Annotated in this window: 26 protein-coding genes and 1 tRNA gene; 21 read left to right on the plus strand and 6 right to left on the minus strand. The window is 65.6% G+C overall.

Going from position 1 to position 25052, the window contains the following annotated elements; translation table 11 throughout:
* Window positions 1-11: 11 nt before the first annotated feature.
* Both IFT65_RS04655 and hemN read left to right on the plus strand, forming a co-directional pair.
* On the plus strand, window positions 12-437 hold the full coding sequence (locus IFT65_RS04655; RefSeq protein WP_188324446.1) for a group III truncated hemoglobin: 426 nt from the start codon (window positions 12-14) through the stop codon (window positions 435-437).
* A 49-nt stretch (window positions 438-486) separates the two neighbouring features.
* Window positions 487-1896: an oxygen-independent coproporphyrinogen III oxidase gene (gene hemN / locus IFT65_RS04660; RefSeq protein WP_192080501.1), complete on the plus strand. Its 1410-nt coding sequence runs from the start codon at window positions 487-489 to the stop codon at window positions 1894-1896.
* 25 nt (window positions 1897-1921) lie between these two features.
* Here hemN and IFT65_RS04665 read toward each other — a convergent pair.
* A tRNA-Leu gene (locus IFT65_RS04665) sits at window positions 1922-2008 on the minus strand.
* Window positions 2009-2140: 132 nt separating this feature from the next.
* On the opposite strand from IFT65_RS04665, the gene IFT65_RS04670 reads away from it, so the two are divergent.
* From IFT65_RS04670 to IFT65_RS04685, 4 genes are all read left to right on the plus strand, one after another.
* Window positions 2141-2587: a BLUF domain-containing protein gene (locus IFT65_RS04670; RefSeq protein ID WP_188324444.1), complete on the plus strand. Its 447-nt coding sequence runs from the start codon at window positions 2141-2143 to the stop codon at window positions 2585-2587.
* A 110-nt stretch (window positions 2588-2697) separates the two neighbouring features.
* Window positions 2698-3984 carry a nucleotide sugar dehydrogenase gene (locus IFT65_RS04675; RefSeq protein WP_192080504.1) on the plus strand — a complete coding sequence of 429 codons (1287 nt, stop codon included), beginning with the start codon at window positions 2698-2700 and terminating at the stop codon, window positions 3982-3984.
* 65 nt (window positions 3985-4049) lie between these two features.
* The gene (locus IFT65_RS04680; RefSeq protein ID WP_192080506.1) at window positions 4050-5672 is read left to right on the plus strand and encodes an FMN-binding glutamate synthase family protein; all 1623 of its coding nucleotides are present in this window, start codon (window positions 4050-4052) and stop codon (window positions 5670-5672) included.
* A gap of 14 nt (window positions 5673-5686) precedes the next feature.
* A complete protein-coding gene (locus IFT65_RS04685) occupies window positions 5687-6163 on the plus strand; it encodes a GNAT family N-acetyltransferase (RefSeq protein ID WP_192080737.1) in 477 nt (158 codons plus the stop codon).
* Here IFT65_RS04685 and IFT65_RS04690 read toward each other — a convergent pair.
* On the minus strand, window positions 6149-7399 hold the full coding sequence (locus IFT65_RS04690; protein WP_192080508.1) for a TIGR03862 family flavoprotein: 1251 nt from the start codon (window positions 7397-7399) through the stop codon (window positions 6149-6151). The genes IFT65_RS04685 and IFT65_RS04690 overlap by 15 nt on opposite strands.
* A complete protein-coding gene (locus IFT65_RS04695) occupies window positions 7383-7814 on the minus strand; it encodes an FKBP-type peptidyl-prolyl cis-trans isomerase (RefSeq protein ID WP_188324440.1) in 432 nt (143 codons plus the stop codon). Before IFT65_RS04695 ends, IFT65_RS04690 begins: the two co-directional genes overlap by 17 nt.
* 119 nt (window positions 7815-7933) lie before the next feature.
* On the opposite strand from IFT65_RS04695, the gene IFT65_RS04700 reads away from it, so the two are divergent.
* From IFT65_RS04700 to IFT65_RS04715, 4 genes are all read left to right on the plus strand, one after another.
* Entirely contained in the window at window positions 7934-8299 is a 366-nt protein-coding gene (locus IFT65_RS04700; RefSeq protein WP_188324439.1) for a DUF6164 family protein, read from the plus strand.
* A gap of 28 nt (window positions 8300-8327) precedes the next feature.
* Entirely contained in the window at window positions 8328-9095 is a 768-nt protein-coding gene (locus tag IFT65_RS04705) for a sulfurtransferase (RefSeq protein WP_192080510.1), read from the plus strand.
* 417 nt (window positions 9096-9512) lie between these two features.
* Window positions 9513-10508, plus strand: a complete 996-nt coding sequence (locus IFT65_RS04710) for an LLM class flavin-dependent oxidoreductase (protein ID WP_192080512.1) — start codon at window positions 9513-9515, stop codon at window positions 10506-10508.
* Between the two features lie 95 nt (window positions 10509-10603).
* Window positions 10604-11101 carry a pyridoxamine 5'-phosphate oxidase family protein gene (locus IFT65_RS04715; protein ID WP_188324436.1) on the plus strand — a complete coding sequence of 166 codons (498 nt, stop codon included), beginning with the start codon at window positions 10604-10606 and terminating at the stop codon, window positions 11099-11101.
* Window positions 11102-11195: 94 nt separating this feature from the next.
* Here IFT65_RS04715 and IFT65_RS04720 read toward each other — a convergent pair whose 3' ends face one another.
* The gene (locus tag IFT65_RS04720; RefSeq protein ID WP_192080514.1) at window positions 11196-11858 is read right to left on the minus strand and encodes an exopolysaccharide biosynthesis protein; all 663 of its coding nucleotides are present in this window, start codon (window positions 11856-11858) and stop codon (window positions 11196-11198) included.
* A complete protein-coding gene (locus IFT65_RS04725) occupies window positions 11842-13152 on the minus strand; it encodes a hemolysin family protein (protein ID WP_188324434.1) in 1311 nt (436 codons plus the stop codon). The genes IFT65_RS04720 and IFT65_RS04725 overlap by 17 nt, the downstream gene beginning before the upstream one ends.
* 283 nt (window positions 13153-13435) lie before the next feature.
* Here IFT65_RS04725 and IFT65_RS04730 point away from each other — a divergent pair, with 283 nt between their 5' ends.
* On the plus strand, window positions 13436-14062 hold the full coding sequence (locus tag IFT65_RS04730) for a DUF47 family protein (RefSeq protein WP_188324433.1): 627 nt from the start codon (window positions 13436-13438) through the stop codon (window positions 14060-14062).
* Window positions 14063-14074: 12 nt separating this feature from the next.
* Window positions 14075-15196: an inorganic phosphate transporter gene (locus tag IFT65_RS04735; RefSeq protein ID WP_188324432.1), complete on the plus strand. Its 1122-nt coding sequence runs from the start codon at window positions 14075-14077 to the stop codon at window positions 15194-15196.
* 142 nt (window positions 15197-15338) lie between these two features.
* Here IFT65_RS04735 and parE read toward each other — a convergent pair whose 3' ends face one another.
* Entirely contained in the window at window positions 15339-17228 is a 1890-nt protein-coding gene (parE, locus tag IFT65_RS04740; RefSeq protein WP_188324431.1) for a DNA topoisomerase IV subunit B, read from the minus strand.
* A 164-nt stretch (window positions 17229-17392) separates the two neighbouring features.
* Here parE and IFT65_RS04745 point away from each other — a divergent pair, with 164 nt between their 5' ends.
* From IFT65_RS04745 to truD, 9 genes are all read left to right on the plus strand, one after another.
* On the plus strand, window positions 17393-17617 hold the full coding sequence (locus IFT65_RS04745; RefSeq protein ID WP_188324430.1) for a hypothetical protein: 225 nt from the start codon (window positions 17393-17395) through the stop codon (window positions 17615-17617).
* Between the two features lie 353 nt (window positions 17618-17970).
* Window positions 17971-19635 carry a CTP synthase gene (locus IFT65_RS04750; protein WP_188324429.1) on the plus strand — a complete coding sequence of 555 codons (1665 nt, stop codon included), beginning with the start codon at window positions 17971-17973 and terminating at the stop codon, window positions 19633-19635.
* A 93-nt stretch (window positions 19636-19728) separates the two neighbouring features.
* Entirely contained in the window at window positions 19729-20559 is an 831-nt protein-coding gene (gene kdsA / locus IFT65_RS04755) for a 3-deoxy-8-phosphooctulonate synthase (protein ID WP_188324428.1), read from the plus strand.
* Complete coding sequence (locus IFT65_RS04760; RefSeq protein ID WP_192080516.1) at window positions 20556-20912, plus strand: hypothetical protein; 357 nt, start codon at window positions 20556-20558, stop codon at window positions 20910-20912. Before kdsA ends, IFT65_RS04760 begins: the two co-directional genes overlap by 4 nt.
* A gap of 124 nt (window positions 20913-21036) precedes the next feature.
* A complete protein-coding gene (gene eno, locus IFT65_RS04765; protein WP_192080518.1) occupies window positions 21037-22329 on the plus strand; it encodes a phosphopyruvate hydratase in 1293 nt (430 codons plus the stop codon).
* Window positions 22330-22333: 4 nt separating this feature from the next.
* A complete protein-coding gene (ftsB, locus tag IFT65_RS04770; protein ID WP_192080520.1) occupies window positions 22334-22681 on the plus strand; it encodes a cell division protein FtsB in 348 nt (115 codons plus the stop codon).
* Window positions 22678-23376 (plus strand): 2-C-methyl-D-erythritol 4-phosphate cytidylyltransferase, encoded by a 699-nt coding sequence (gene ispD / locus IFT65_RS04775; RefSeq protein ID WP_192080521.1) that lies wholly within the window; start codon window positions 22678-22680, stop codon window positions 23374-23376. The genes ftsB and ispD overlap by 4 nt, the downstream gene beginning before the upstream one ends.
* Before the next feature lie 34 nt (window positions 23377-23410).
* A complete protein-coding gene (gene ispF / locus IFT65_RS04780) occupies window positions 23411-23908 on the plus strand; it encodes a 2-C-methyl-D-erythritol 2,4-cyclodiphosphate synthase (protein ID WP_192080523.1) in 498 nt (165 codons plus the stop codon).
* Complete coding sequence (gene truD, locus IFT65_RS04785) at window positions 23905-24924, plus strand: tRNA pseudouridine(13) synthase TruD (RefSeq protein ID WP_192080524.1); 1020 nt, start codon at window positions 23905-23907, stop codon at window positions 24922-24924. The genes ispF and truD overlap by 4 nt, the downstream gene beginning before the upstream one ends.
* Window positions 24925-25052: the final 128 nt, after the last annotated feature.

Consider the following 25052-nt stretch of genomic DNA (forward strand, 5'->3'; position numbering starts at 1 on the left):
TGCTGGATCCCATGGACACTGCCCCGCTGCCCCTGCCTGACGCCTCGCCCGATCTGTGTACGGAGGAAGAGGTCACCCGTCTGGTGCATGACTTCTATGCGCGCGTCCGCGACGAGCCCCGACTCGGCCCGGTGTTCACCGCGCATGTCGTCGACTGGCCTACGCATCTGCGCCAGCTGGTGGATTTCTGGTCGGCCCTGCTGCGCGGCACCCGCCGTTTCCAGGGCTCGCCGATGTCCAAGCACATGGCGATCGACGACATGGACCGCGATCTGTTCGATCGTTGGCTGGCGCTGTTCCGGCTGACTTCGGCGGAGTGCGGCAATCCAGACATGCAGCGGCTTGCCGACGATATCGCCGCGCGTATCGCCGATACCTTCTGGAAGCGCTATCGGATGCTGCGCTTGCCGTCGCTTGGCCTGCCGATCGTCGGCTGATTTGATCTGGGTCAAAGCGCGGCGTGTCCGTTGGCGGGATGCTTGCGTCATGGATACGTACTCTCCCGTGCACGGTGGCTTGGCCTGGTGCTTCGATGCCGAGGTGCTGCAGCGGCATGACAAGGCCGGCCCGCGCTATACCTCCTACCCGACCGCGCCGCACTTCCACGATGGCTTCGGCGAACGGCAACTGGCCGATTCGCTGGCTGCCAGCAACGGACCAGGCAAGGCGCTGTCACTGTATGTGCACGTGCCTTTCTGCAGCAGTCCATGTTTCTACTGTGGCTGCAACCGGGTAATCACCCGCGACCGCAGTCGCGGCCAGGCCTATGTGGCCCGCGTGTTGGCCGAGGCAGACCTGCTGGCGTCGCATGTCGATCCGCGACGCGAGGTGATTCAACTGCATCTGGGCGGTGGCACGCCGAACTTTCTGACCCGCGACGCGCTGGTCGAGCTGGTCGGTGGCCTGCGGCGTCGTTTCACTTTCAGTTCCTCGCCGTCGCGTGATTTTTCGATCGAGCTGGATCCGCGTTTCATCGACCGTGACGACGTGGCGCTGTTGGCCGAGCTGGGATTCAACCGGGCCAGCCTGGGGATCCAGGATTTCGATCCGGCCGTGCAGGTGGCGATAAACCGCGTGCAGGGGGTCGGGCAGACGCTGGACATCCTGCAGGCCTGCCGCGATTACGGCATGCGCTCGGTCAACGTGGATCTGATCTACGGATTGCCGGGCCAGACCCCGCAGGGATTCGGGCGTACGCTGCAGCAGGTGCTGGCCCTGCGTCCGGACCGGTTGGCGGTTTACGGCTACGCGCACCTGCCGCACGTGTTCCGGGCGCAGCGGCAGATCGACGAAGCCCAGCTGCCCGCGCCGGAACAGAAACTCGCCCTGCTGGGGTTGGCGGTGCAGCAGCTGATGGCGGCGGGGTATCAATACATCGGCATGGACCATTTCGCGCTGCCCGAAGAGGACCTGTCACGCGCGCAGCGGGCAGGGCAGCTGCATCGCAACTTCATGGGCTACACCACCCATGCCGATACCGATCTGCTGGGGCTGGGGGTGAGCGCGATCAGCAACGTCGGTGCCAGTTACAGCCAGAATCCGCGCGACCTGCCTTCGTGGGAAGCCGCGGTGGATGCCGGCCACATGCCGGTATGGCGCGGACTGCAGCTGGACCCCGACGATGTGCTGCGTGCGGAGATCATCCAGCAGCTGATGTGCCACGGCGAAGCGGATGTAGCCGCGGTGTGTGCCGCGCGCGGCGAGCACTTCGACACGTACTTCGCCGATGCGTTGCCACGCCTGGCGGCCCTGCAAGCCGATGGGCTGGCCGAGGTGATCGAAGGGCGCGTGCGCGTGACCGAGCAGGGCAGGCCGCTGCTGCGCCTGCTGGCCATGTGTTTTGATCGATATCTGTCGCAATCAGCACCTGTGGCGCAGTATTCGCGCGCGATCTGAGCGGTGCAGACGCAAGGGTGATGGCTGGTGCCCGGACCCGGAATCGAACCGGGATGACCTTGCGGTCGGCAGATTTTAAGTCTGATGCGTCTACCAGTTTCGCCATCCGGGCCGCGCGCATAGGGTGCACCACGCGGCGCCAATTTGGAATGGTGACGTGCCGCCGGCAATTCGTTTCTGCATTACCTACCAACACTAATAGGTTCATGCCATATTTGAATCAGGCGTACCTGGGGAGGGAAACATGCCACTGCGCGCGATTGTCTATGTCAGTCAGGCCCGGGCGGAACTGTCCCTCGCCGAGCTGGACGGGCTGATGGCCGATGCCACCGCGTTCAATCGCATGGCCGGGGTCACCGGCGTGCTGATGTTCGATGGTGCGCGCTTTCTGCAGTATCTGGAGGGTCCCGCTGATGGGCTGGATTCGGTGTATGCCCGGGTGGTCAACGCGCGTCGACACCACGGCCTTCGACAATTGGCCAGCGCACGCGTGCAGGCACGCTGGTTTCCGCGCTGGACCATGGCCAGCCGGCAGATCGATGCCCAGGCATTGGCGGCCATCGTGGACGCGCCATGGGAAGGTCTTTCGCTGGAGCCGGCGCTGGCTGGGCACGGCTTCGAGCGGCTGCTGTACACCTGGATGGGCGGCGGCGGCGAGCTGGAGCCTGCGGCGGTCAGCCTGGGGTCGTGAGGCAGGACGTGGTCAGCGACCAGCAGGGCGGTTAACCTTGTCGCTCTTTATGCAGGAGCCGGGTGCGCCATGGAACGTTCCGATCGCATCACGTGCTGCCGGTGGATGGCATGAGTACGCCGCTGTCGGCGGCGCAGTCGCCGCGTCCGGCGATCATCGGACTGGGCTATGTGGGCTTGCCGTTGGCCGTCGCTTTCGGCCGGTTGTTCCCCACGCTGGGCTTCGACATCGATGCCGCTCGCGTGGCCGAACTGCAGCAGGGCCATGACCACACCCTCGAGCTGGAAGACGGCGAACTGGCACAGGCCACGCACCTGCGCTGCACGGCCGATGCCGGTGAGCTTGCGGCGTGCAATGTCTACATCATCACCGTGCCGACGCCGATCGACGTGCATGAGCAGCCCGACCTGGGGCCGTTGCGCTCGGCCAGCGAACGGGTGAGCAGCGTGCTCCAGCCCGGCGATCTGGTCATCTACGAATCCACGGTATATCCCGGCACCACCGAAGAAGTGTGCATCCCGCTGCTCGAGGCCGGTTCGGGCCTGCGCTTCAACGAAGATTTCTTCTGCGGCTATTCGCCGGAGCGGGTCAGCCCGGGTGACCGCCAGCGTCGCCTGGCCGACATCCGCAAGATCACCTCCGGCTCCACGCCGGACGTCGCCGCCGTGGTGGATGCGCTGTACCGGCAGATCATCACGGCCGGCACCTTCCCGGCACCGTCCATGCGCGTGGCCGAAGCGGCCAAGGTGGTGGAGAACATCCAGCGCGACGTCAACATTGCCTTGGTCAACGAGCTGGCGCTGATCTTCGACAAGCTGGGCATCGATACGCAGGACGTGCTGGAAGCGGCGGGCAGCAAGTGGAACTTCCTGCCGTTTCGGCCGGGCCTGGTGGGCGGGCACTGCATTGGCGTGGACCCGTATTACCTGCTGCACAAATCGGAAAGCGTGGGCTACCACCCCGATCTGATCCACACCGCGCGACAGGTCAACAATCGCGTCGGTGCACATGTCACCCAGCGCGTGCTGTCGTTGCTGGCCGGACGTGGGCGAGCACCCGAGGCAGCGCGCGTGCTGGTGCTGGGCGTCACCTTCAAGGAAGACTGCCCGGACCTGCGCAACAGCCGTGCACTGGAACTGGCCCAGCAGCTGCAGGCCAGTGGCGCACGCGTACAGGTACAGGACCCCTGGGTCGGGCCGGCCGCGCTTCAGGATGCGGGCGTCGAATGGGTGGCCGAGGCCGAAGCAGGGGTGTATGACGCGGTCGTGCTGGCGGTGGCGCACCAGCGCTTCCGGCAGATGGATGCGGCCGCGATCAAGGCGTTGCTGGCACCGCAGGGTGTCGTCTATGACGTCAAATCGGCCTGGCCGCGTGACGTGGTGGACGACCGGCTCTGAGGCCATTGGCGGGGCGTTGATCAGCGGCGGGGTAGACTGGTCACAGCTACGCAAAGAGGAACGCCATGCACCGCTATCTGGCCTACGTGCTCGCCATCATCCTGTTTCCGGTCTGCCTGTGGTTGGCCACCATTTGGCCCGCCTGGTACTGGGGCGTGGCGTTCACGGCGACCGTCTTCGTGGTGGGTACATGGGATCTGCTGCAGACACGCAGCACGCTGCGTCGCAATTATCCGGTACTGGCCCACTTCCGCTACGGCCTGGAGTCGATCGGTCCGGAGATCCGCCAATACTTCGTGCAGAGCGATCTGGAAGATGTGCCGTTCTCGCGCCAGCAGCGCGCGCTGATCTACCAGCGTGCAAAGAACGAGATGGACGTGGTGCCGTTCGGCACGCTGCGCAGCACGTATGCGGTGGACTACGAATGGATCAATCATTCGCTGGCTCCGACCAGCATCGGGCATCAGGATTTCCGCGTGTTGATCGGGCCCAACTGCGCCAAACCGTATTCGGCCAGCATCTTCAATATCTCCGCGATGAGCTTCGGCTCGTTGTCGGCCAATGCCATCCGCGCACTCAACGAAGGCGCGCGCCGCGGCGGGTTCCATCACGATACCGGTGAAGGCTCGATATCGCCGTACCACCGCGAAATGGGCGGTGACCTGGTATGGGAAATCGGGTCGGGCTATTTCGGCTGCCGTGACGAGCAGGGCGGCTTCAGCGAAGAACGTTTCGTTGCCAATGCCACGCACGATCAGGTCAAGATGATCGAGATCAAGCTGTCGCAGGGCGCCAAGCCGGGCCACGGTGGCGTGCTGCCGGCGGCGAAGGTCAGCGAAGAAATCTCGGTGACGCGCGGGGTGCCGATGGGCGTAGACTGCGTGTCGCCGTCGCGGCATTCCGCCTTCTCCACCCCGATCGAACTGCTGCAGTTCGTCGCGCGCCTGCGTGAGCTGTCCGGTGGCAAGCCGGTCGGCTTCAAGCTGGCGATCGGCCATCCGTGGGAATGGTTCGGCATTGCCAAGGCGATGAGTGAAACCGGCCTGCTGCCTGATTTCATTGTCGTGGACGGTGCGGAGGGTGGCACCGGTGCGGCACCGTCGGAGTTCATCGATCATGTCGGGGTGCCGATGCATGAAGCGCTGCTTCTGGTGCACAACACGCTGGTCGGGCTGGACTTGCGTGACCGCATCCGCATCGGGGCGGCCGGCAAGATCACCAGTGCCTTCGACATCGCGCGGATCATCGCGCTGGGCGCGGACTGGTGCAACGCGGGGCGGGGTTTCATGTTCGCGCTGGGCTGCATCCAGTCGCTCAGCTGCCACAGTGACAAATGTCCCACCGGCATCGCCACCCAGGATCCGAAACGCTGGAAGAGCCTGGACCCGACCGACAAGGCCGAGCGGGTGCACAACTACCACCGGCAGACATTGCATGCGTTGAAAGAACTGCTGTGCGCGGCGGGACTGAACGACCCTGCCGAGCTGGGGCCGGAACACATCCTGCGTCGGGTGTCGCCGGTGGAGATACGCTCGCTGGCATCGCTGTATCGCTATCTGGCGCCGGGCGAGCTGCTGCGGCAGGTGCCCGACCATGCGGTGTTCCATGATTACTGGGGCGATGCGCGCAGCGATTCCTTCCAGCCGCCGTCGCGCATCCAGGCACTGCGCGCCAGCAAATCGCGATGAGCACTGCCAGCGCGCTGCGCTTTCGCGCGGGCAGCTCGGGAGATGAGGCGGTGCTCTGGGCATTGCGGACGCGCTGCGTGCGCGAGCTGTGCAGCAGCCATTACCCCGCTGACGTGATCGCGCGCTGGTCCGCATCGCCGCCGCCTGCTCACTATGCCGCGCTGCTGGGGCAGGGCGGCTGCGTGGTGGCCGAGGATGCGCAGGGCCGCGTGGTCGGCTACGGCATGCTGGTTCTGCAGGACAACGAGGTCGATGCGCTGTTCGTGGATCCGGATGCGGCCGGTCAGGGGGTTGGACGGGCACTCCTGCAGCAATTGTTCGCCCTTGCCGCACCGGATGCCGACATCGTCCTGTCGGCATCGTTGAATGCGGTGGCGTTCTACCAGCGTGGCGGATTCATTGCAGAAGGACCGCAGGATTACCTGCACCCCAGCGGAATCACCTTGGCCGCGATCCGCATGCGGCGGCCCGCCGCGTCAGCGGGCAGCTAACCACGCGACTACACCATCGGCCGCACGTTGCGCGCTCGCATAACACGCGGTCAGCAGGTAGCCGCCGGTCGGCGCTTCCCAGTCGAGCATTTCGCCGGCGCAGAAGACGCCCGGCACCGCCTGCAGCATCAACTCGGCATCCATCGCCGGCAGCATCACGCCGCCCGCCGTGCTGATCGCCTCTGCCATCGGTCGCGGCCGCTGCAGGACCACCGGAAGGCGCTTCAACGCGGCCGCAACGCGGTCGACGTCCTGGCCCGCTTCCTTGCCCAGTACCTCGAACAGCAGCGATGCCTTCACTGCATCCACGCCGGTCTGGCGACGCAGATGCTCGCCGAAACTGCGTCCTTTGCGGGGGCGTGCCAGATCGGCTGCCAAGCGTTCCTGCGACCGTCCCGGAACGAGATCCAGCCACAGCGTCGCTGTGCCATCGCGGGCGAGTGCATCGCGCAGGTCTGCCGACACGGCATAGACCAGGCTGCCTTCAATGCCGTACTCGCTCACCACGCATTCGCCCTGCTGCTGGTGATCCGTACCTTGCAGGTCGGTCCAGTGCGCCACCACGGATTTCAGTGGAGTGCCGGCGTGGCGCTGCACGAACCAGGGCGTCCATGCCACATCAAAACCGCAGTTGGCCGGCTGCAGGGGCGCAACGGCGACGCCACGTTCCTGCAGCAGCGGTACCCAGCTGCCATCGGAACCGAGCTGCGGCCAGCTGCCACCGCCGAGCGCCAGGACGGTGGCGTTGGCGACAACGCGGGTGTCGCCCTCAGCCGTGGCAAAGCGCAGCGCACCGTCGGCGTCCCATCCCTGCCAGCGGTGCTGCACATGGAAACGCACGCCCTGTTCCTTCAGCCGGCGCACCCAGCCGCGCAACAGCGGCGCGGCTTTGCGGTCCACCGGGAAAACGCGACCGGAACTGCCCACGTAGGTTTCCACACCCAGCCCAGCAGCCCACCGCCGCAGCGCATCGGCATCGAACGCATCCAGCCAGCTGGCCACCGCCGTGGATTGCGATCGGTAGCGGCTGTCGAACAGCGGGCGCGCGTCGGAGTGGGTCAGGTTCAAGCCACCCTTGCCGGCGATCAGGAACTTGCGGCCAGGCGAGCCCTTGGCCTCATACAGATCCACCGCCAGTCCCGCCGCGCACAGCTGCTCGGCGGCAAACAGCCCTGCCGGGCCGCCACCGATCACCGCAACGCGCGGCACCGCTACCGGATCAGCGGGGCTGGACATCAAGCAGCTCGACATCGAAGACCAGCGAGGAGCCGGCGGGAATCGGTCCGACACTGCGCTGCCCGTAGCCCATGTCCGGGGTGATCATCAGGGTGCGCTTGCCGCCCACCTTCATGCCCGCCACGCCTTCGTCCCACCCCCGGATGACCTGACCGCCCCCCAGTTCGAAGGAGAACGGTTCGCCACGCGTCACCGAGCTGTCAAAGGTCTTGCCGTGCTTGTCTTCAGCGCGCTCGTCGTAGATCCAGCCGGTGTAGTGGACGGTCACCTTGCTGCCGGGTGTGGCGACAGCGCCGGTACCTGCCTGCGTGTCGATGGTCTCAAAGGCGGCAATGGAGCCGCCCGGCGGCGGACCGGCCGGTGCGCAGGCAGCGAGGGCCAGGGACAACAGGAGGGGAGCGAGCAGGCGGCGCATGGGCGGCATCCGAATTCGAGGGGATGCAAGGGTAACGCATCGCATCCACGGCAGAGACAGGGCGGACCGTCGCCCTCTCCTCTCGCTGAAGCGGTTGTTCGCCGGGCTATGATGGCGGCATGTCAAAGCTGCTCTTGAACCTGCGCCACGTCGGCAACGATGAATACCATGACGTCTGCACGCTGCTGGATCAGCACCGTATTGCGTGGTATCGCACCGAGCCGAGCCCTTGGGGCATCTCGAACGGGGGGCTGTGGATCCGCGACGACGACGATCTTGCGCGAGCCCGCGACGTGATGGGCGCGTACCAGCGCGAGCGCAGCGTGCGGATGCGTGCCGAGCGTGAGCAGGCCCTGCAGGACGGCAGCGCTGAGACCTTTTCCGGCCTGTTGCAGCGTCGTCCCGGCTTTGTGGCGCTGGTGCTGCTGGGCATGGTCGGCGCGGCCGCGCTCGTGCTTCTACCGTTCATGCTGCTACGAGGCTGAACCGGCGCGCAGCGGGTAAAATGGGCGGATGATCGCCAATACCGCCGCCTATCATTTCGTCACCATCGACGCGCCGCAGGTGCTTGCCGACCGCTTGGTTGCCGACGCCGAGGCTGCAGGCCTGCGCGGCAGCATCCTGGTCGCCGCTGAAGGCCTGAACCTGTTCCTTGCAGGCAGCCCGGCGGCCATCGATGCCTTCTACGATGCGTTGCATGCCGACCCTCGGTTTTCCGATATGCGGGTCAAGACCAGCTTCAGCGAGCACCAGCCGTTTGCTCGGTTGAAGGTCAAGGTCAAGGACGAGATCATCAGTTTCCGGCGCGATGACGGCCAACCGCTGGAGTATCCGCGCGCACCGGCCGTGGACCCGGCGACGGTGCAGCGCTGGCTTCGGCAGGGCCACGACGATCACGGCAAGCCGGTGGTGATGCTCGATACGCGCAACGTGCAGGAGATCGAGTACGGCACGTTCAAGGATGCGCTGGTGTTGCCCATCGACAAGTTCACCGACCTGCCCGCCGCGCTGGCCCCGCATCGGCAGGCATTGAAGGACAGCACCGTGGTGAGCTTCTGTACCGGCGGCATCCGCTGCGAGAAAGCGGCACTGTGGATGCAGAACGATGGCATGGACAATGTGCTGCAGCTGGACGGCGGCATTCTGGGTTATTTCGAGGAAGTGGGGGGCGAGGGCTACGAAGGCCGCTGCTTCGTCTTCGACGAGCGCGTAGCACTGGATTCCCAGCTGCAGCCGCTGGTGGACCAGCCCCTGCCCGAGCCGAAGCCGAGCGCGTTCTGATACCGCGCAGGTAGCGCCGACTGGTAGCGCCGACTGGTAGAGCCGACTTCAGTCGGCTGAGCATTAACACCCACAGGTAGAGCCGACTTCAGTCGGCTGAGCGAGACCGCCAACAGGTAGAGCCGACTTCAGTCGGCTGAGCAGTAACGCTGCCGGCTGAAGCCGGCACTACCGATGGGGCAAGCTGCCGGCTGAAGCCGGCACTACCGATGGGGCGAGCTGCCGGCTGAAGCCGGCACTACCAATGGAGCGAGCTGCCGGCTGAAGCCGGCACTACCGGTGGAGCGAGCTGCCGGCTGAAGCCGGCACTACCGGCGCCTGTTGCCTTGGCGGGAATCAGCGTCCCGCGGCGTCCGCTGGCAATCCCTCCCGCGCGGCCCCACACAAGGGAGGGTCTCCTGAAGAAAAGCCGCGCTGATGATTCCCTTGTCGATCCTCGATCTGGCCCCCGTCTGCGAGGGCAGTGACACAACCGCTGCCTTCGCCAACATGCTTGAGCTGGCCCAGCAGGCCGATGCGCTGGGCTACCGCCGCTTCTGGCTGGCCGAGCACCACAACATGCCCGGCATCGCGAGTGCGGCCACCGCGGTGCTGATCGGTCACGTCGCCGGTGGCACCCAGCGCATCCGCGTCGGCGCCGGCGGCATCATGCTGCCCAACCATGCGCCGCTGCAGGCCGCCGAGCAGTTCGGCACGCTGGCCTCCCTGTACCCGGACCGCATCGACCTGGGCCTGGGCCGAGCCCCGGGCACCGATCAGCCGACCGCTCGCGCGCTCCGCCGATACTTCGATGGGGCCGATAATTTCCCGCAGGACGTGCGCGAGCTGCTGCACTACTTCGAGCCGGCGAAGCCGGGCCAAGCGGTGCAGGCGGTGCCGGGCGCGGGTCTGCGGGTGCCGGTCTGGATCCTCGGTTCCAGCCTGTTCGGCGCACGCCTGGCCGCTGCGCTGGGCCTGCCTTACGCCTTCGCGTCGCACTTCGCGCCCGATGCGATGGACGAAGCGTTGGCCGTGTATCGGCGCGAGTTCCGTCCCTCCGACTCGCTCCAGCAGCCGCATGCCATGCTGGCGTTGAACGTGGTGGCCAGTGAAAGCGAAGCCGAGTCACGCCGCTTGTTCACCAGCCAGCAGCAGAGTTTCGTCAATCTACGGCGCGGCAGCCCGGGCAAGATCCCACCGCCGGTGGATGACATCGAAACCTTCTGGCAGCCGCACGAGAAGGTCGGCGTGGAGCGTGCGCTGGCCTGCACGGTGCTGGGGGACGCGCAGCAGGTAGGCGAGGGCATTGCGGCTTTCGTCGAGCGCCACCAGCCCGACGAACTCCTGCTCACGGCGAACATCTACGACCACCGCGCGCGCCTGCGTTCGTTCGAATTGGCCATGCAGGCCTGGCACGCGCGCCACGCAGCCTGAATGCAGCGCGCAGGCCACCACGCGCAATGAACATCCGCCTCACGCAGCGTTGCACCGCGCTCGCGTGAGATGGGGCCCTACCTACGGAGTTCCCCATGAACGCAGATCGCCAGCAGCACATCACCCAGCTTGCCGCCCTGATCAAGGACGTCGAGGTGGCGATGTTCACCACCACCGGCGTGGACGGCCGCCTCTACAGTCGCCCGCTGGGCACGCAGGAAGTGGAGTTCGACGGTGACCTGTGGTTCGCCACGTCGGCCGACAGCCCGAAGGTGGCCGAGATCGCCCTGAACCCCCGCGTCAACGTCGCCTATGCGTCAACGTCCAAGAACAGCTATGTGTCGGTTTCGGGCACCGCGGAGATCGTTGCCGACCGCGCGAAAATCGACGAACTGTGGTCGCCGGCGATGAAGCTGTTCTTCCCGGAGGGCAAGGACGATCCGAACCTGCGCCTGATCCATGTGCATGCCGAGTCGGCCGAGTATTGGGACGGTCCGGGCACGTTGCTGGGCAAGGCGCTGAGCTTCGTCCTGTCCGCAGTGCAGGATGAGCCCGCGCGTCTGGGCGACAACGGGTTTGTTGATCTGCGCTGAGGCCGGGAGCGCACGGCAGCCGACTGAAGTCGGCTCTACCGGGAAAATGAAACAAGGGTAGAGCCGGCTTCAGCCGGCTGTTTTTTTGGTAGAGCTAGAACCAGCGCTGGAACAACTCGGCGATGTAGCCAACCAGCTGCCCGGAGCTGAAGCCGAAGAAGACGATGGCGGCGATCGCCGCTATCCAGTTCACCAGCATCAACGCACCATCGCGTTCCAGCAGCGCCAGTGCGAACAGCAGCAACTGGAAGCCGAACAGATAGTTCGTGAACGGTATCGGCAACGACAGCAGTACGCCCAGCAGCACCAGCAGCAGGCCCGTAAACGCATGTGCCAGCACCGGCACCAGCAGCTGCGGCATGCGCGGCTTCAGCAGGCGATCCAGCCGGCGCAGGGCGCCGTCGATCCGGTCCAGGAACTTGTGCATGGTGCCGCGCCGTGGGCCGCGACGGGCGATGAACCCCGGTACCCACGGCTTGCGCAGGCCGAACATCATCTGCGTGCCCATCAGCAGGATCAGCGGGCCACTGACCGCGCCGCCCACGCCCGGGATCGGGATGAAGGCGGGCAGGATCGCAATGAACAGGAAGACCCCGTACGCACTCTGCTGCAGATTCTGCAGGATCTCCCCCAGCTTCATGTGCTGGGCGGGATCGCCGAACTGGAACATCGCCAACAGCGTGCGGATGCCCTCGTTGCGGTAGAGCGGCGCCTCGTCCGGCGACGGTGACGACGACGGATCAGGCGGTGAGTTCATCGGCCTGCTCGTCAGACAGCATGCGCAGCAGCAGCTTGTCGACACGCGCGCCGTCCAGATCGATGACTTCGATCCGCCAGCCGGCCCAGTCGAAATACTCGCCGACATGCGGGATGCGGCCGAAGTAGTGGATGCACATGCCGGCCAGCGTGTAGTAATCGCCATCCTCGGCGTCAGGCAGGTTGCTGGTCCCCAGCAGTTCGCGCAGGTCTTCGATGGGCAGCGACCCATCCACCAGCAGCGAGCCGTCTTCGCGCGTTACCACCAACGCATCTTCATCGGCGTTTTCGGTGGCCTGCAGGCGGCCCACCACGGCGCCCATCAGGTCGCTGATGGTCACCAGACCCTGGATTTCGCCGTACTCGTCCACCACCAGGGCCACGGACTGCTGTTCTTCGCGGAAGATTTCCAGCAGCTTCATGGCATGGGTGCTTTCCGATACGTACAGCACCTCGCGCAGGTTCTGGAACAGCGCATGGTCACCGCGTGCCATCCGCGTGGCGAGGGTCTTCACCTCGAGGATGCCGACCACGTCCGAGTCGTTCTCGCGGTACACCGGATAGCGCGAGAATTCGTTCTCGCTCATGATTTCCAGGTTCTTTTCCAGCGCGCCCTGGGTGTCCAGCCACGCGATGCGGTTGCGCGGGGTCATCAGGCTGTCCGCGGTGCGGTCGCCCAGTCGCATGACGCGGTTCATCATGTCGCGCTCGTGCGCATCGATGACGCCGGCTTCGTGGCTTTCGGCTACCAGCATGCGGATCTCTTCTTCACTGACGCTGGCGGCTTCGTCTTTGCCCAGGCCGATCACCCGCAGCACCAGGCGCGTCGTATGTGAAAGCAGCCAGACGCCGGGGGCGGCCACCTTGGCCAGCCAGCTCATCGGCAGGGCGACCAGCCCGGCGATATCCTCCGATCGGGTGATCGCCAGGCGCTTGGGCACCAGCTCACCGAAGATCAGGGTCAGGAAAGTGATCAGGGCCACGGCCAAGGTCTTGCCCACGCCGGACGCATAGGCGAACCCGGGGGCGACTTCATGGATCCACGCCCCGATGGCCTCGCCGATGGCTTCACCGCCGAACAGGCCGGTCAGCACGCCGATCAGCGTGATGCCAATCTGCACCGTGGACAGGAAGTTTTCCGGCCGCTCGGACAGTTCCAGGGCGCGCGCCGCACGCTTGGAGGAGTGCGCCATCTGCTTCAGGCGGCTCTTGCGTGAGGTCATGACCGACATCTCGGACATGGCGAAGAAACCGTTCAACAGAACGAGGGCGAGGACAATGATCAGTTCAAACACGGGCGGCATCCCCGGTTGGTGGCAGGGAGGGCGGGTGCTTGCGATGGCGGCAGGCGCTGGGGAGGTAAGTCCGGCGCGGCGGCGGGGGGTAAGGGTCGTCTTCCATAGGTGTGCGCCCGTGGGCGCGCTGGCATCTTAGCAAACGGGGGGTGGAATGCTGCAAGTGCCTGTTCAGGTAGAGGGGAAAACCAGACAGAAGTGTCGGGGAGTACCCGGAACGGTCATCTAGCCGTCATAATTCCGTCTGGTGCCGTCCTTCCCGCGACGGCGAACAGGTTTCTCGATGTTCTCTCTGCAGACCATTTTCGGCTCCGGCAAACAGTTCTACACCCTGCTTGATGAGGCTGCCGTCGCGGCCAACGACAGCGCCCGGGCCTTGCACGCCATGATGCGCGAGTCCGACCGCCAGCCTGCGCTGGACGCCTTCAAGCTTGCCCGCCTGCGTGAGCGCGCCGCGTCGGACAAGATCAGCCAGGCCCTGGTCGACAGCTTCATGACCCCGATCGAGCGGGAGGATATCGAAGCGCTGGGTTCGGCGCTGTACAAGATCCCCAAGCAGATCGAGAAGTTCGCTGATCGCTATTCGCTGGCGGTGGCCCATCTGGAACACATCGATTTCGCGCCGCGCGCGGCGATGCTGGAACAGGCGGCCGGCGTGGTGGTGGAGATGGTGGCCGACCTGCGCCACATGAACCTCGATCGCATGACCGCGCTGAACGAGAAGCTGCGCGCGCTGGAGAACGAGGCCGACCGGCTGATGCTGGAGCTGTACCGCGATATCTACTCCGGTCGCCTGGACCACGTGCAGATGTTCCTGTTGAAGGAGTTCTTCGAGATTCTGGAAAAGGCCATCGACCGCTGCCGTGAAGCCGGCGTCGTGGCGTACCAGATCGTGTTGAAGAACAGCTGACGGGCCGCACGGATGCTGACCCTTGTTCTGGTGGTGATCTTCACCGCTCTCGTCTTCGAGTTCATCAACGGCTTCCACGATACGGCGAACTCGATTGCCACCGTGGTGGCGACCAAAGTGCTGTCGCCGGGCTGGGCAGTGATGATGGCCGCCTTCATGAACCTCATCGGCGCGCTGACCGGCACCGCCGTCGCGCTGACCATCGCCTCGGGCCTGCTCAACACCAACGTGGTCGACGTGACGCCGCAGGTGATCCTGTGCGCGCTGCTGGGCGGCATCATCTGGAATCTGATCACCTGGTGGAAGGGGCTGCCTTCCTCGTCGTCCCACGCGCTGATCGGCGGTCTGTGTGGTGCCGGGCTGGCGGCCGCGCAGAACAACTGGGATGCACTGATCTGGTCGGAGCGCCTCGGCAGCTGGGCACAGAACAAAGGCCTGCTGTGGAAGGTCTTCGTGCCGATGATCACCTCGCCGGTGGCGGGCTTCCTGCTCGGCATCCTGGTGATGCTGCTGCTGTGGGCGCTGATTGCGGCGCTGGCCAAGGTCGGCGGTGCGATCGGTCGCCTGGCGCGTCCGCGCTTCGTCAACATGTTCTTCGGCAAGGCGCAGATCGTCTCGGCGGCCTACATGGGCTTCGCCCACGGCCACAACGATGCGCAGAAGACCATGGGCATCATCGCGATGACCTTGATCGGGGCCGAAGCCACGGGCGCCTTGAACGACCTGCCGTCCTTCCTGGCGTTCATGCACCCTGACGCGAGTGCCGGCGACGGCATCGCGATGTGGATCGTGTTGACGTGTGCGGTGGTGATGGCGGCCGGTACGGCGTCGGGCGGCTGGAAGATCATCAAGACGCTGGGCCACAAGATGGTCAAGCTGCACCCGATCCATGGCTTTGCGGCGGAAACCAGCTCCGCAACGGTGCTGACGGTGGCGGCGCACTTCGGCATGCCGGTGTCGACCACGCACAGCATCTCCACCGCGATCATGGGCGTGGGCTTTGCCAAGAACCCGCGTTCGCTGCGCCTGGGCGTGATCGAGCGCATCGTGTGGGCGTGGATCCTGACCATCCCCGCTGCAGGCGGTTGCGCCTACCTGATCCTCAAGCTGTTCGAGATGATCGGCTGGGCCTGACGGCTGGTCGCTTTTCATCGGTAGCGCCGAGCCATGCTCGGCGGCTTTCCCTCAGCGTACGGAAGCCCGCCGAGCATGGCTCGGCGCTACCAGGTCCACCATGGCACAAAAAAACGCCGGCCCTTGGGGCCGGCGTTTTTGTTCAGGCTTCCAGCGACGCCAGGTCGCCCTTGGTCTCCAACCACCCCTTCCGGTCCGATGCCCGCTTCTTCGCCAGCAGCATGTCCATCAGCGAATGGGTCATCTCGCCGTCGTCGATGGTCAGCTGCACCAGGCGGCGTGTATCGGGATGGATGGTCGATTCGCGCAGCTGCGGCGGGTTCATCTCGCCCAGGCCCTTGAAGCGGGTGACGCTGATCGCGCCCTTGATCTTCTCGCGCTCGATCTTGTCCAGCATGGTGCGCTTCTCTTCTTCGTCCAGCGCGTAGAACACCTGCTTGCCCACGTCGATGCGGAACAGCGGCGGCATCGCCACGAACACGTGGCCGGCATCGACCAGCGCCGGGAAGTGCTTCAGGAACAGCGCCGTAAGCAGGGTCGCAATGTGCAGGCCGTCGGAATCGGCGTCGGCCAGGATCACCACCTTGCCGTAGCGCAGGCCGCTGATGTCGTCCTTGCCCGGGTCGCAGCCGATCGCGATGGCCAGGTTGTGCACTTCTTCCGACGCCAGCACGCTGTTGGACGACACTTCCCAGGTGTTCAGGATCTTGCCGCGCAGCGGCATGATCGCCTGGAAATCCTTGTCACGCGCCTGCTTGGCGCTGCCGCCCGCGGAGTCACCCTCCACCAGGAACAGCTCGGTGCGCGACAGGTCCTGGCTGATGCAGTCCGCCAGTTTGCCGGGCAGGGCAGGGCCCTGGGTGACCTTCTTGCGGACCACCAGCTTTTCCGTCTTCAGGCGGGCGCTGGCACGCTCGATGGCCAGCTGCGCGATCCGCTCGCCCATCTCCACGTTCTGGTTGAGCAGCAGGCTGAAGGCATCGTGGGCGGCGCCCTCGACGAAACCGGCGGCCTGGCGCGAGGACAGGCGTTCCTTGGTCTGGCCACTGAACTGCGGGTCGGTCATCTTCACCGAAAGCACGAAAGCCACGCGGTCCCACACGTCTTCCGGTGCCAGCTTGACGCCACGCGGCAGCAGGTTGCGGAAGTCGCAGAACTCGCGCAGGGCTTCGGTCAGGCCGGTGCGCAGGCCGTTGACATGGGTGCCGTGCTGGGCGGTCGGGATCAGGTTGACGTAGCTTTCCTGGACCAGCTCGCCCTCCGGCATCCAGGCAACGGCCCAGTCGGCGATCTCGTTCTCTTTCTTGACGTGGCCGACGAACAGGTTGGTCGGCAGCATCTCGCGCTCGCCGAGCTCGACCTTCAGATAATCGCGGAGGCCATCTTCGTAATGCCAGGTATCGACCTCACCGGTCGCCTCGTCGGTCAGCTTCACGGTCAGGCCCGGGCACAGCACCGCCTTGGCGCGGAGCAGGTGCTTGAGGGCACGTACGGCGAACTTGGGGGTGTCGAAGTACTTCGGGTCCGGCCAGAAGCGCAGGCGCGTGCCGGTGTTCTTCTTGCCCACGCTGCCCACTACTTCCAGCGGCGAGGCCAGGTCGCCGTTGCGGAAGGTGATGCGGTGCTCGGCGCCTTCGCGCTTGATGTGCAGCTCCACCAGGGTGGACAGCGCATTGACCACGCTCACGCCCACGCCATGCAGGCCGCCGGAGAAGGTGTAATTGTTGTTGTTGAATTTGCCGCCGGCATGCAGGCGGGTCAGGATCAGCTCCACGCCCGGAATCTTTTCTTCCGGGTGGATGTCCACGGGCATGCCGCGGCCGTCATCGCTGACCTCCACGCTGCCGTCCTTGTACAAGGTGATCTCGATGGAACGGGCGTGGCCGGCCAGCGCTTCGTCCACCGAGTTGTCGATCACTTCCTGCGCCAGGTGGTTCGGGCGGGTGGTGTCGGTGTACATGCCGGGGCGGCGCTTGACGGGGTCAAGGCCGGACAGGACTTCGATATCGGCGGCGTTATAGCGGGCGTTCATCTATATTTCAAAGCGTTGGAGCGACGCGCAAGTGTGCGGTCTGGGCGGGTATTTTGCACGCCTGCGGTTCATCTGGCAGGGCCGGCGGGGCGCTAAAATGGTCACAGCTGGGAAAAGGACGCCAGCACCCCCCGTTTCCGGGTCGATACCGCGAGGAGGACTCCATGAAGAAGCTGCTTACCATCGCTGTCATCGCTGCTGCCGTGGTCGCCGTGCCACTGGCAATGGCGCAGAACGCACCGCCGCAGGGTGATCAGGCCAACGCCGCGCAGGCCGAGGCGGACGCCAAGGCCAAGCGCCGCGCGCAGGCCAACGCGGAACTGAAGGCCAAGGGCCAGCAGACGCCGCCGCGCGAAGAAGAAGAGGAAGAGGCGCGCAAGAAGCGCTGATCTCCGCTGTTTCGGTAATCAGGCCCCGGCATTGCCGGGGCTTTCTTTTTGGCCGGTTGGCGGCGCCCCCTTGGGCTTGGGCGCTTCAATCTGTAAACTATCGCTTTCCGGGAGTAGTGCGTGTCCACCATCAGCGATTGGACTGGCAAGGCCATGCATGGCGGCCAGCAAGGCTGGGCGCAGGTGACGGTCTCCATGACCGGCACGGCCAAGCTGACCTCGCACGATGGTCATCGCACCGCCCGCTCCCTCGCTGCTCCAGCGAACCGGAAAACCCCCTTCCAGCCCACCCCCTGCCCCTCGGGACAGGGGAGTGCGGCCGTTTTCCAATTCAATACAGGATGCTTGCAGCCATGACTCCCTTGATTTTCGTAACCGGCGGCGTGGTGTCCTCGCTCGGCAAAGGCATTGCCGCCGCGTCACTGGCCGCCATCCTCGAGGCGCGTGGCCTGAAGGTCACGATGATGAAGCTCGACCCGTACATCAACGTCGACCCGGGCACCATGAGCCCGTTCCAGCACGGCGAGGTGTACGTCACCGATGACGGCGCCGAGACCGACCTGGATCTGGGCCATTACGAGCGCTTCGTGCGCACGCGCCTGAGCCGCAAGAACTCGGTCACCACCGGCCGCATCTACGAGAACGTGATCCGCAAGGAGCGTCGCGGCGACTACCTTGGCGCCACCGTGCAGGTCATCCCGCACATCACCGATGAGATCCGTCGCTGCATCGATGAAGCGACCGAAGGCTTCGACGTGGCACTGGTGGAGATCGGTGGCACGGTCGGCGACATCGAGTCGTTGCCGTTCCTGGAAGCGATCCGCCAGGTGCGCACCGAGCGCGGCCCGGAAAAAGCCTTGTTCATGCACCTCACCCTGGTGCCTTACATCAGTGCTGCCGGTGAGCTGAAGACCAAGCCGACCCAGCATTCGGTGAAGGAACTGCGCTCGATCGGCATCCAGCCGGATGTGCTGCTGTGCCGTTCCGAGCAGGCAGTGCCGGATTCGGAGCGTCGCAAGATCGCCCAGTTCACCAACGTCTCCGAGCGTGCGGTGATCAGCGTGCCGGACGTGGACGTGCTGTACAGCATCCCGATGGGCCTGCATGCGCAGGGCCTGGACGACATCGTGGTCAACCAGTTCAAGCTGGCCGACAAAGTCGGTCCGGTGGATCTGTCGATGTGGGAAGACGCGGTGGATGCCACGCTGAACCCGCTCGATGCGGTCACCATCGCCGTGGTCGGCAAGTACGTCGACCATCAGGATGCGTACAAATCCGTTGGCGAAGCGCTCAAGCACGGTGGCCTGCGCCAGCGCACCAAGGTCACCCTGAAGTGGCTGGAAGCACAGGAGCTGGAAGGCAGCGACATGTCCGCGCTGGCCGATGTCGACGGCATCCTGGTGCCGGGTGGTTTCGGCGACCGCGGCTTCGAAGGCAAGGTGCTGACCTCGCAATACGCCCGTGAGCATAAGGTGCCGTACTTCGGCATCTGCTACGGCATGCAGGCCGCGGTGGTGGATTACGCACGCCACGTGGTCGGCCTGGAAGGGGCCAACAGCACAGAGAATGACCGCCAGTCGCCGAACCCGGTGATCGGCCTGATCACCGAATGGCGTACCGCCACCGGCGACGTTGAAAAGCGCGACGACAAGAGCGACCTGGGTGGCACGATGCGACTGGGCCTGCAGGAACAGCGCCTGAAGCCGGGCACCCTGGCCCGCGAGCTGTACGGGCAGGACGTGGTGTCCGAGCGTCATCGCCACCGCTACGAGTTCAACAACCGCTACCGTACCCAGCTGGAAGACGCCGGCCTGGTGATCGCCGGCAAGTCGATGGACGACACGCTGGTTGAAGTGGTCGAGCTGCCGCGCAGTGCGCATCCGTGGTTCCTGGCCTGCCAGGCGCATCCGGAATTCCTGTCCACGCCGCGTGCGGGGCACCCGTTGTTCATCGGTTTCATCCGGGCCGCGCGCGAGCGCAAGGCCGGTGGCCAGCCGCTGGCCGAAGCAAACGCCTGACTTGCAGCGGGGGCGAGCCGCCCCCATCTTCGGCACTGAAAACCCTGCTGCCTGCCGGCCCTGTCGGCACCGCGCAACTACCAAGGAAATGCCATGAAACTGTGTGGATTCGAGGTCGGGCTGGACCAGCCCCTGTTCCTGATCGCCGGCCCCTGCGTGATCGAGTCGATGCAGCTGCAGCTCGACGTTGCCGGGCGTCTGAAGGAAATCACCGGGCGGATGGGCGTCAACTTCATCTTCAAGTCGAGCTTCGACAAGGCCAACCGTACTTCCGGCACGTCCTTCCGTGGCCCGGGCCTGGAAGAAGGCCTGAAGGTGCTGGCCGAGGTGAAGAAGCAGATCGGCGTGCCGGTGCTGACCGACGTGCACGAATACACCCCGATGGACGAAGTAGCCTCGGTGGTGGATGTGCTGCAGACCCCGGCCTTCCTGGTCCGGCAGACCGACTTCATCACCAAGGTCTGCGCCGCTGGCAAGCCGGTGAACATCAAGAAGGGTCAGTTCCTGTCCCCGTGGGACATGAAGCCGGTGGTGGAGAAGGCCAAGGCGACCGGCAACGAGCAGATCATGGTCTGTGAGCGCGGCGCCAGCTTTGGTTACAACAACCTGGTCAGCGACATGCGCTCGCTGTCGGTGATGCGCGATACCGGCTGCCCGGTGGTGTTCGATGCCACCCATTCGGTGCAGCTGCCGGGCGGGCAGGGCAACAGCTCCGGTGGCCAGCGCGAGTTCGTGCCGGTGCTGTCGCGTGCCGCGGTCGCGGTGGGTGTGTCGGGTCTGTTCGCCGAGACCCACCCGGACCCGTCCAAGGCATTGTCCGACGGCCCGAATGCCTGGCCGCTGGACCGCATGGAAGAACTGCTTGAAACCCTGATGGAGCTCGATGCCGTGACCAAGAAGCACGGGTTCTCGCGCTTCGCATGAGTCAGGACCCGTGGGCGGCGCTGGATGCGCGCCGCCAGCGGCGGCACTGGCGCCAGTGGCCCTGGGGCTGGACGGCGTTGACGCTGTCCATTGCGGCCTGGATCTGCCTGTTCGCGCTGGCGTTCCTGGTGGCGGCCAGCGTTGGCATGCCCGGGGACGGCGACCATGCCATGCGCGCCACCCGCGTTCCCCTGTTCATCACCGTGGCGTTTGGCGGGTTGGTGGTGATCGGTTGCCTGATCGCCAGCGTGCTTTCGCTGCGCTTGCCGCAACGGCCAGCAGGCGGTGTCGCAGCGCTTGCGTTGCTGGCGCTGCTGATGGCCTGCCTGGCGTTGCCTGCGCTGCTGTCCTGAACGCTGCGCGGGGTGGCGTCACCGCTGCCCTGCGCGCCGATTTGGCATCTGACCGGTGTGCGGGGATAATCACGCGGCATTCGTTTTTGTCGCACCCCTCTACAGACAGGTAACCGGCCAGCCCATGAGTACGATCCGCAGCATCCACGCCCGTGAAATCCTCGACAGCCGTGGCAACCCCACGCTGGAAGCCGACGTCATCCTGGAGGACGGTTCGTTCGGTCGCGCCGCCGTGCCCTCCGGCGCCTCGACCGGCACCAAGGAAGCGGTGGAGCTGCGTGACGGCGACAAGACCCGTTACCTGGGCAAGGGCGTGCGCAAGGCCGTGGAGAACATCAACGGCGCGATCGCTGGCGCGCTGACCGGTTTCGATGCCGCCGACCAGGAAGGCCTCGACCGCCGCCTGATCGATCTGGACGGGACCGAGAACAAGGGCCGCCTGGGCGCCAACGCGCTGCTGGGTGTTTCCATGGCCGCCGCGCATGCCGCCGCTGCTTCCAGCAAGCAGGCGCTGTGGCAGTACCTAGCCGGCAAGACCGGCGTCACCCCGTCGTTGCCGGTGCCGATGATGAACATCATCAACGGCGGTGCGCACGCGGACAACAACGTGGACTTCCAGGAGTTCATGGTGCTGCCGGTCGGTTTCACGTCTTTCTCTGAAAGCCTGCGTGCCGGTACGGAAATCTTCCATTCGCTGAAGTCGGTGCTGAAGGGCCACGGCCTGAGCACGGCAGTCGGCGACGAAGGCGGCTTCGCGCCGGACTTCCGCAGCAACGTCGAAGCGCTCGACACCATCCTCGAAGCGATCGGCAAGGCCGGCTACACCGCCGGTGAAGACATCCTGCTCGGCCTGGACGTGGCGTCCAGCGAGTTCTACGAGAACGGCAAGTACAACCTGGTGGGCGAGAACAAGCGCCTGACCTCGGATCAGTTCGTCGACTTCCTGGCCGACTGGGCCGCGCAGTACCCGATCATCACCATCGAAGACGGTCTGGCCGAGAACGATTGGGCAGGCTGGAAGCTGCTCACCGACCGCATCGGCAAGACCGTGCAGCTGGTGGGTGACGATCTGTTCGTGACCAATCCGCGCATCTTCAAGGAAGGCATCGATTCGGGCACTGCCAACGCCATCCTGATCAAGGTCAACCAGATCGGCACGCTGAGCGAAACGCTCGAAGCGATCGCCATGGCCGACCGTGCCGGCTATGCCGCCATCGTGTCGCACCGTTCCGGTGAGACCGAAGACACCACCATCGCCGACATCGCCGTCGCTACCACCGCGACCCAGATCAAGACGGGTTCGCTGTGCCGCAGCGACCGCGTGGCCAAGTACAACCAGTTGCTGCGCATCGAAGAAGCGCTGGGTGCCGGTGCGCGCTACGCCGGTCGCGACGCTTTCGTTTCGCTGAAGCGCTGATCCCATGCGCAACTGGCGGTGGGTGCTGTTGGCGTTGGCCCTGCTGCTGGCATGGTTGCAGTACCGCTTCTGGTTCGGCCCGGGCAATTCAGGGGAAGTGATGACCCTGGAGGCCCAGGTCGAGCACCAGAACCGCGATAACGACGGTCTGCAGCAGCGCAACGATGCGCTGGCTGCGGAAGTGCAGGACCTCAAGGATGGCCAGGCCGCCATCGAAGAGCGCGCGCGCAGCGAGCTGGGCATGATCAAGCCTGGCGAGAAGTTCTATCGCGTGGTGGAAGATGCGCCGGTGGCCCCGGTGCGGGCGCCTGCCGCGGCACCCGTTGTCGAGCACCCGGCGGACGTGCCATGAGCGCGGCGATCTGGGTGGTGGTGCCTGCCGCCGGTCGGGGTGCGCGCTTCGGCGCTGCCCTGCCGAAGCAGTACCTCGAGGCTGGCGGGCAGAAGGTGATCGCGCACACGCTGGACGCCTTGCTGGTGCACCCGGCCGTGGCCGGCGCGATGGTGGTCATCAGCCAGGATGATGTCGACTGGCCAGGCTGGACCGAGTGGGCAGGCAAGCCGGTGTTGACCTGCGTTGGCGGCGCTACCCGCGCGGACTCCGTACTGGCCGGTCTGCAGGCCTTGCCGGACAGCGTGCGTGCCGATGAGTTCGTGCTGGTGCACGATGCGGCGCGACCGAACCTGGCACTGGTCGACCTCAGCCGGTTGTTGGAAGTAGGGCGGGCCGATCCGGTCGGCGCGATCCTGGCCGCACCGGTCCGCGACACGCTGAAGCGTGCAGGCGATGACGGTGGCATCGATGGCACCGAGCCGCGTGCAAGGTTGTGGCGTGCATTGACGCCGCAGCTGTTCCGCCGCCATCAGCTCAGCCGCGCGCTGGCCGAGGCCGCCGCTGCCGGGGTCGAGGTCACCGACGATGCCATGGCCATGGAGCGCCAGGGCCAGCGCCCGCTGCTGGTGGAAGGCAGCGAGGACAATTTCAAGGTCACTACGCCGTCCGACCTGGACCGCTTCGAATTCGTACTCTCCCGTCGCGCCGGCTGATCCAGCCGCGCGTGGCATTGCAAAGGCATCACCCATGACCACCCTTCCTTTCCCGCCTGTCCGCATCGGCCAGGGTTACGACGTCCATGCCTTCGGCGAGGGCGACCACATCATGCTGGGGGGCGTGCGCGTGCCGCACAGTGCCGGCGTGCTCGCACACAGCGACGGCGACGTCATCCTGCACGCGCTCTGTGATGCCATGCTGGGTGCCCTGGCGCTGGGCGACATCGGCCAGCATTTCCCACCCAGCGACGAGCGCTGGAAGGATGCCGACAGCAGTGATTTCGTCATCCACTGCGATGCGCTGCTGCGCTCGCGTGGCTGGCAGGTCGGCAACACCGACATCACCGTGATCTGCGAGCGCCCGAAGGTCGGGCCGCATGCGATGGCCATGCGCGAGCGCATCGCCGAACTGCTGCAAGTGCCGCTGGATGCAGTGAGCATCAAGGCAACCACCTCGGAGAAGCTGGGGTTCACCGGTCGCAGCGAAGGCATTGCCGCCCAGGCCATCGTGCTGCTGGTGGCGGCATGATTCCGTTGCCGCTGGCCTTCGGTGCGCCGCTGTTTTCCAACGCCCGCATCCGCACCACGCCGGAAGATTTCCAGGTAGACGAGCTGCCTGCCTTCGAGCCGACCGGCGAGGGCGAACATCTGCTGCTGGAGATCCGCAAGCGCGGTGCCAATACCGTGCACGTGGCCACGCTGCTGGCGAAATGGGCGGGACTGCCGGAAATGGCAGTGAGCTTCGCCGGGATGAAGGATCGCCATGCGGTGACCACGCAGCGTTTCAGCGTGCACCTGCCCAAGCGCGTGGCCCCCGACCTGGCGTTGTTGGCCAGCGACGAAGTGGAGGTCGTGTCGTCGACCTGGCACAACCGCAAGTTGCAGCGTGGCGCACTGGCGGGCAACCGCTTCAAGCTGGTGCTGCGCGAGGTGGACGGCGATCCGCAGGCCATCGACGAACGGCTGCGGCAGATTGCCGTGCGCGGCATTCCCAACTGGTTCGGTGAGCAGCGGTTCGGCCGTGACGGTGGCAACGTACCGGCGGCGCTGGCGATGTTCGGTGGCCGCCGCATGCGCAAGGACCAGCGCTCACTGCTGCTGTCGGCTGCCCGCTCGGCGCTGTTCAACCGCGTGCTGGCCGCGCGCGTGGAGCAGGGCAGCTGGGATCAGCCGCTGGACGGCGAGGTGTGGATGCTGGACGGCAGCCGCAGCGTATTCGGTCCGGAAGCCTGGACCGAGGTGCTGGCCGAGCGCCTGGCGCGTTTCGACATCCATCCGAGCGGCCCGTTGTGGGGTGCTGGCGAACTGCGCAGCACCGATGCCGCACGCGAACTCGAACTGGCCGCGATCAGCGACGAGGAGTCGCTGGCGCTGCGCGCAGGGCTGGAAGCGGAAGGACTGAAGCACGAGCGCCGCGCCCTGCGCCTGCGTCCGGCATTGCTGCAGCACCAGTGGCTGGAAGAAGGCGCGCTGGAGCTCAGCTTCGCGCTGCCGCCGGGCTGCTACGCGACGGCCGTCCTGCAGGAACTCGGCCCCGTCAGCTGAAAAAAAGGGGACGGAGGGGATTAAGTCGCTCAAAAAGGGGACGGAGGGGGTTAAGTCGCATTTGGCCCACGCGTGGGCCAAATGCGACTTAACCCCCTCCGTCCCCTTTTTACTTAATCCCCTCCGTC

Source organism: Stenotrophomonas sp. CFBP 13725, from assembly GCF_014841935.1.
Taxonomy (GTDB): Bacteria; Pseudomonadota; Gammaproteobacteria; order Xanthomonadales; family Xanthomonadaceae; genus Stenotrophomonas.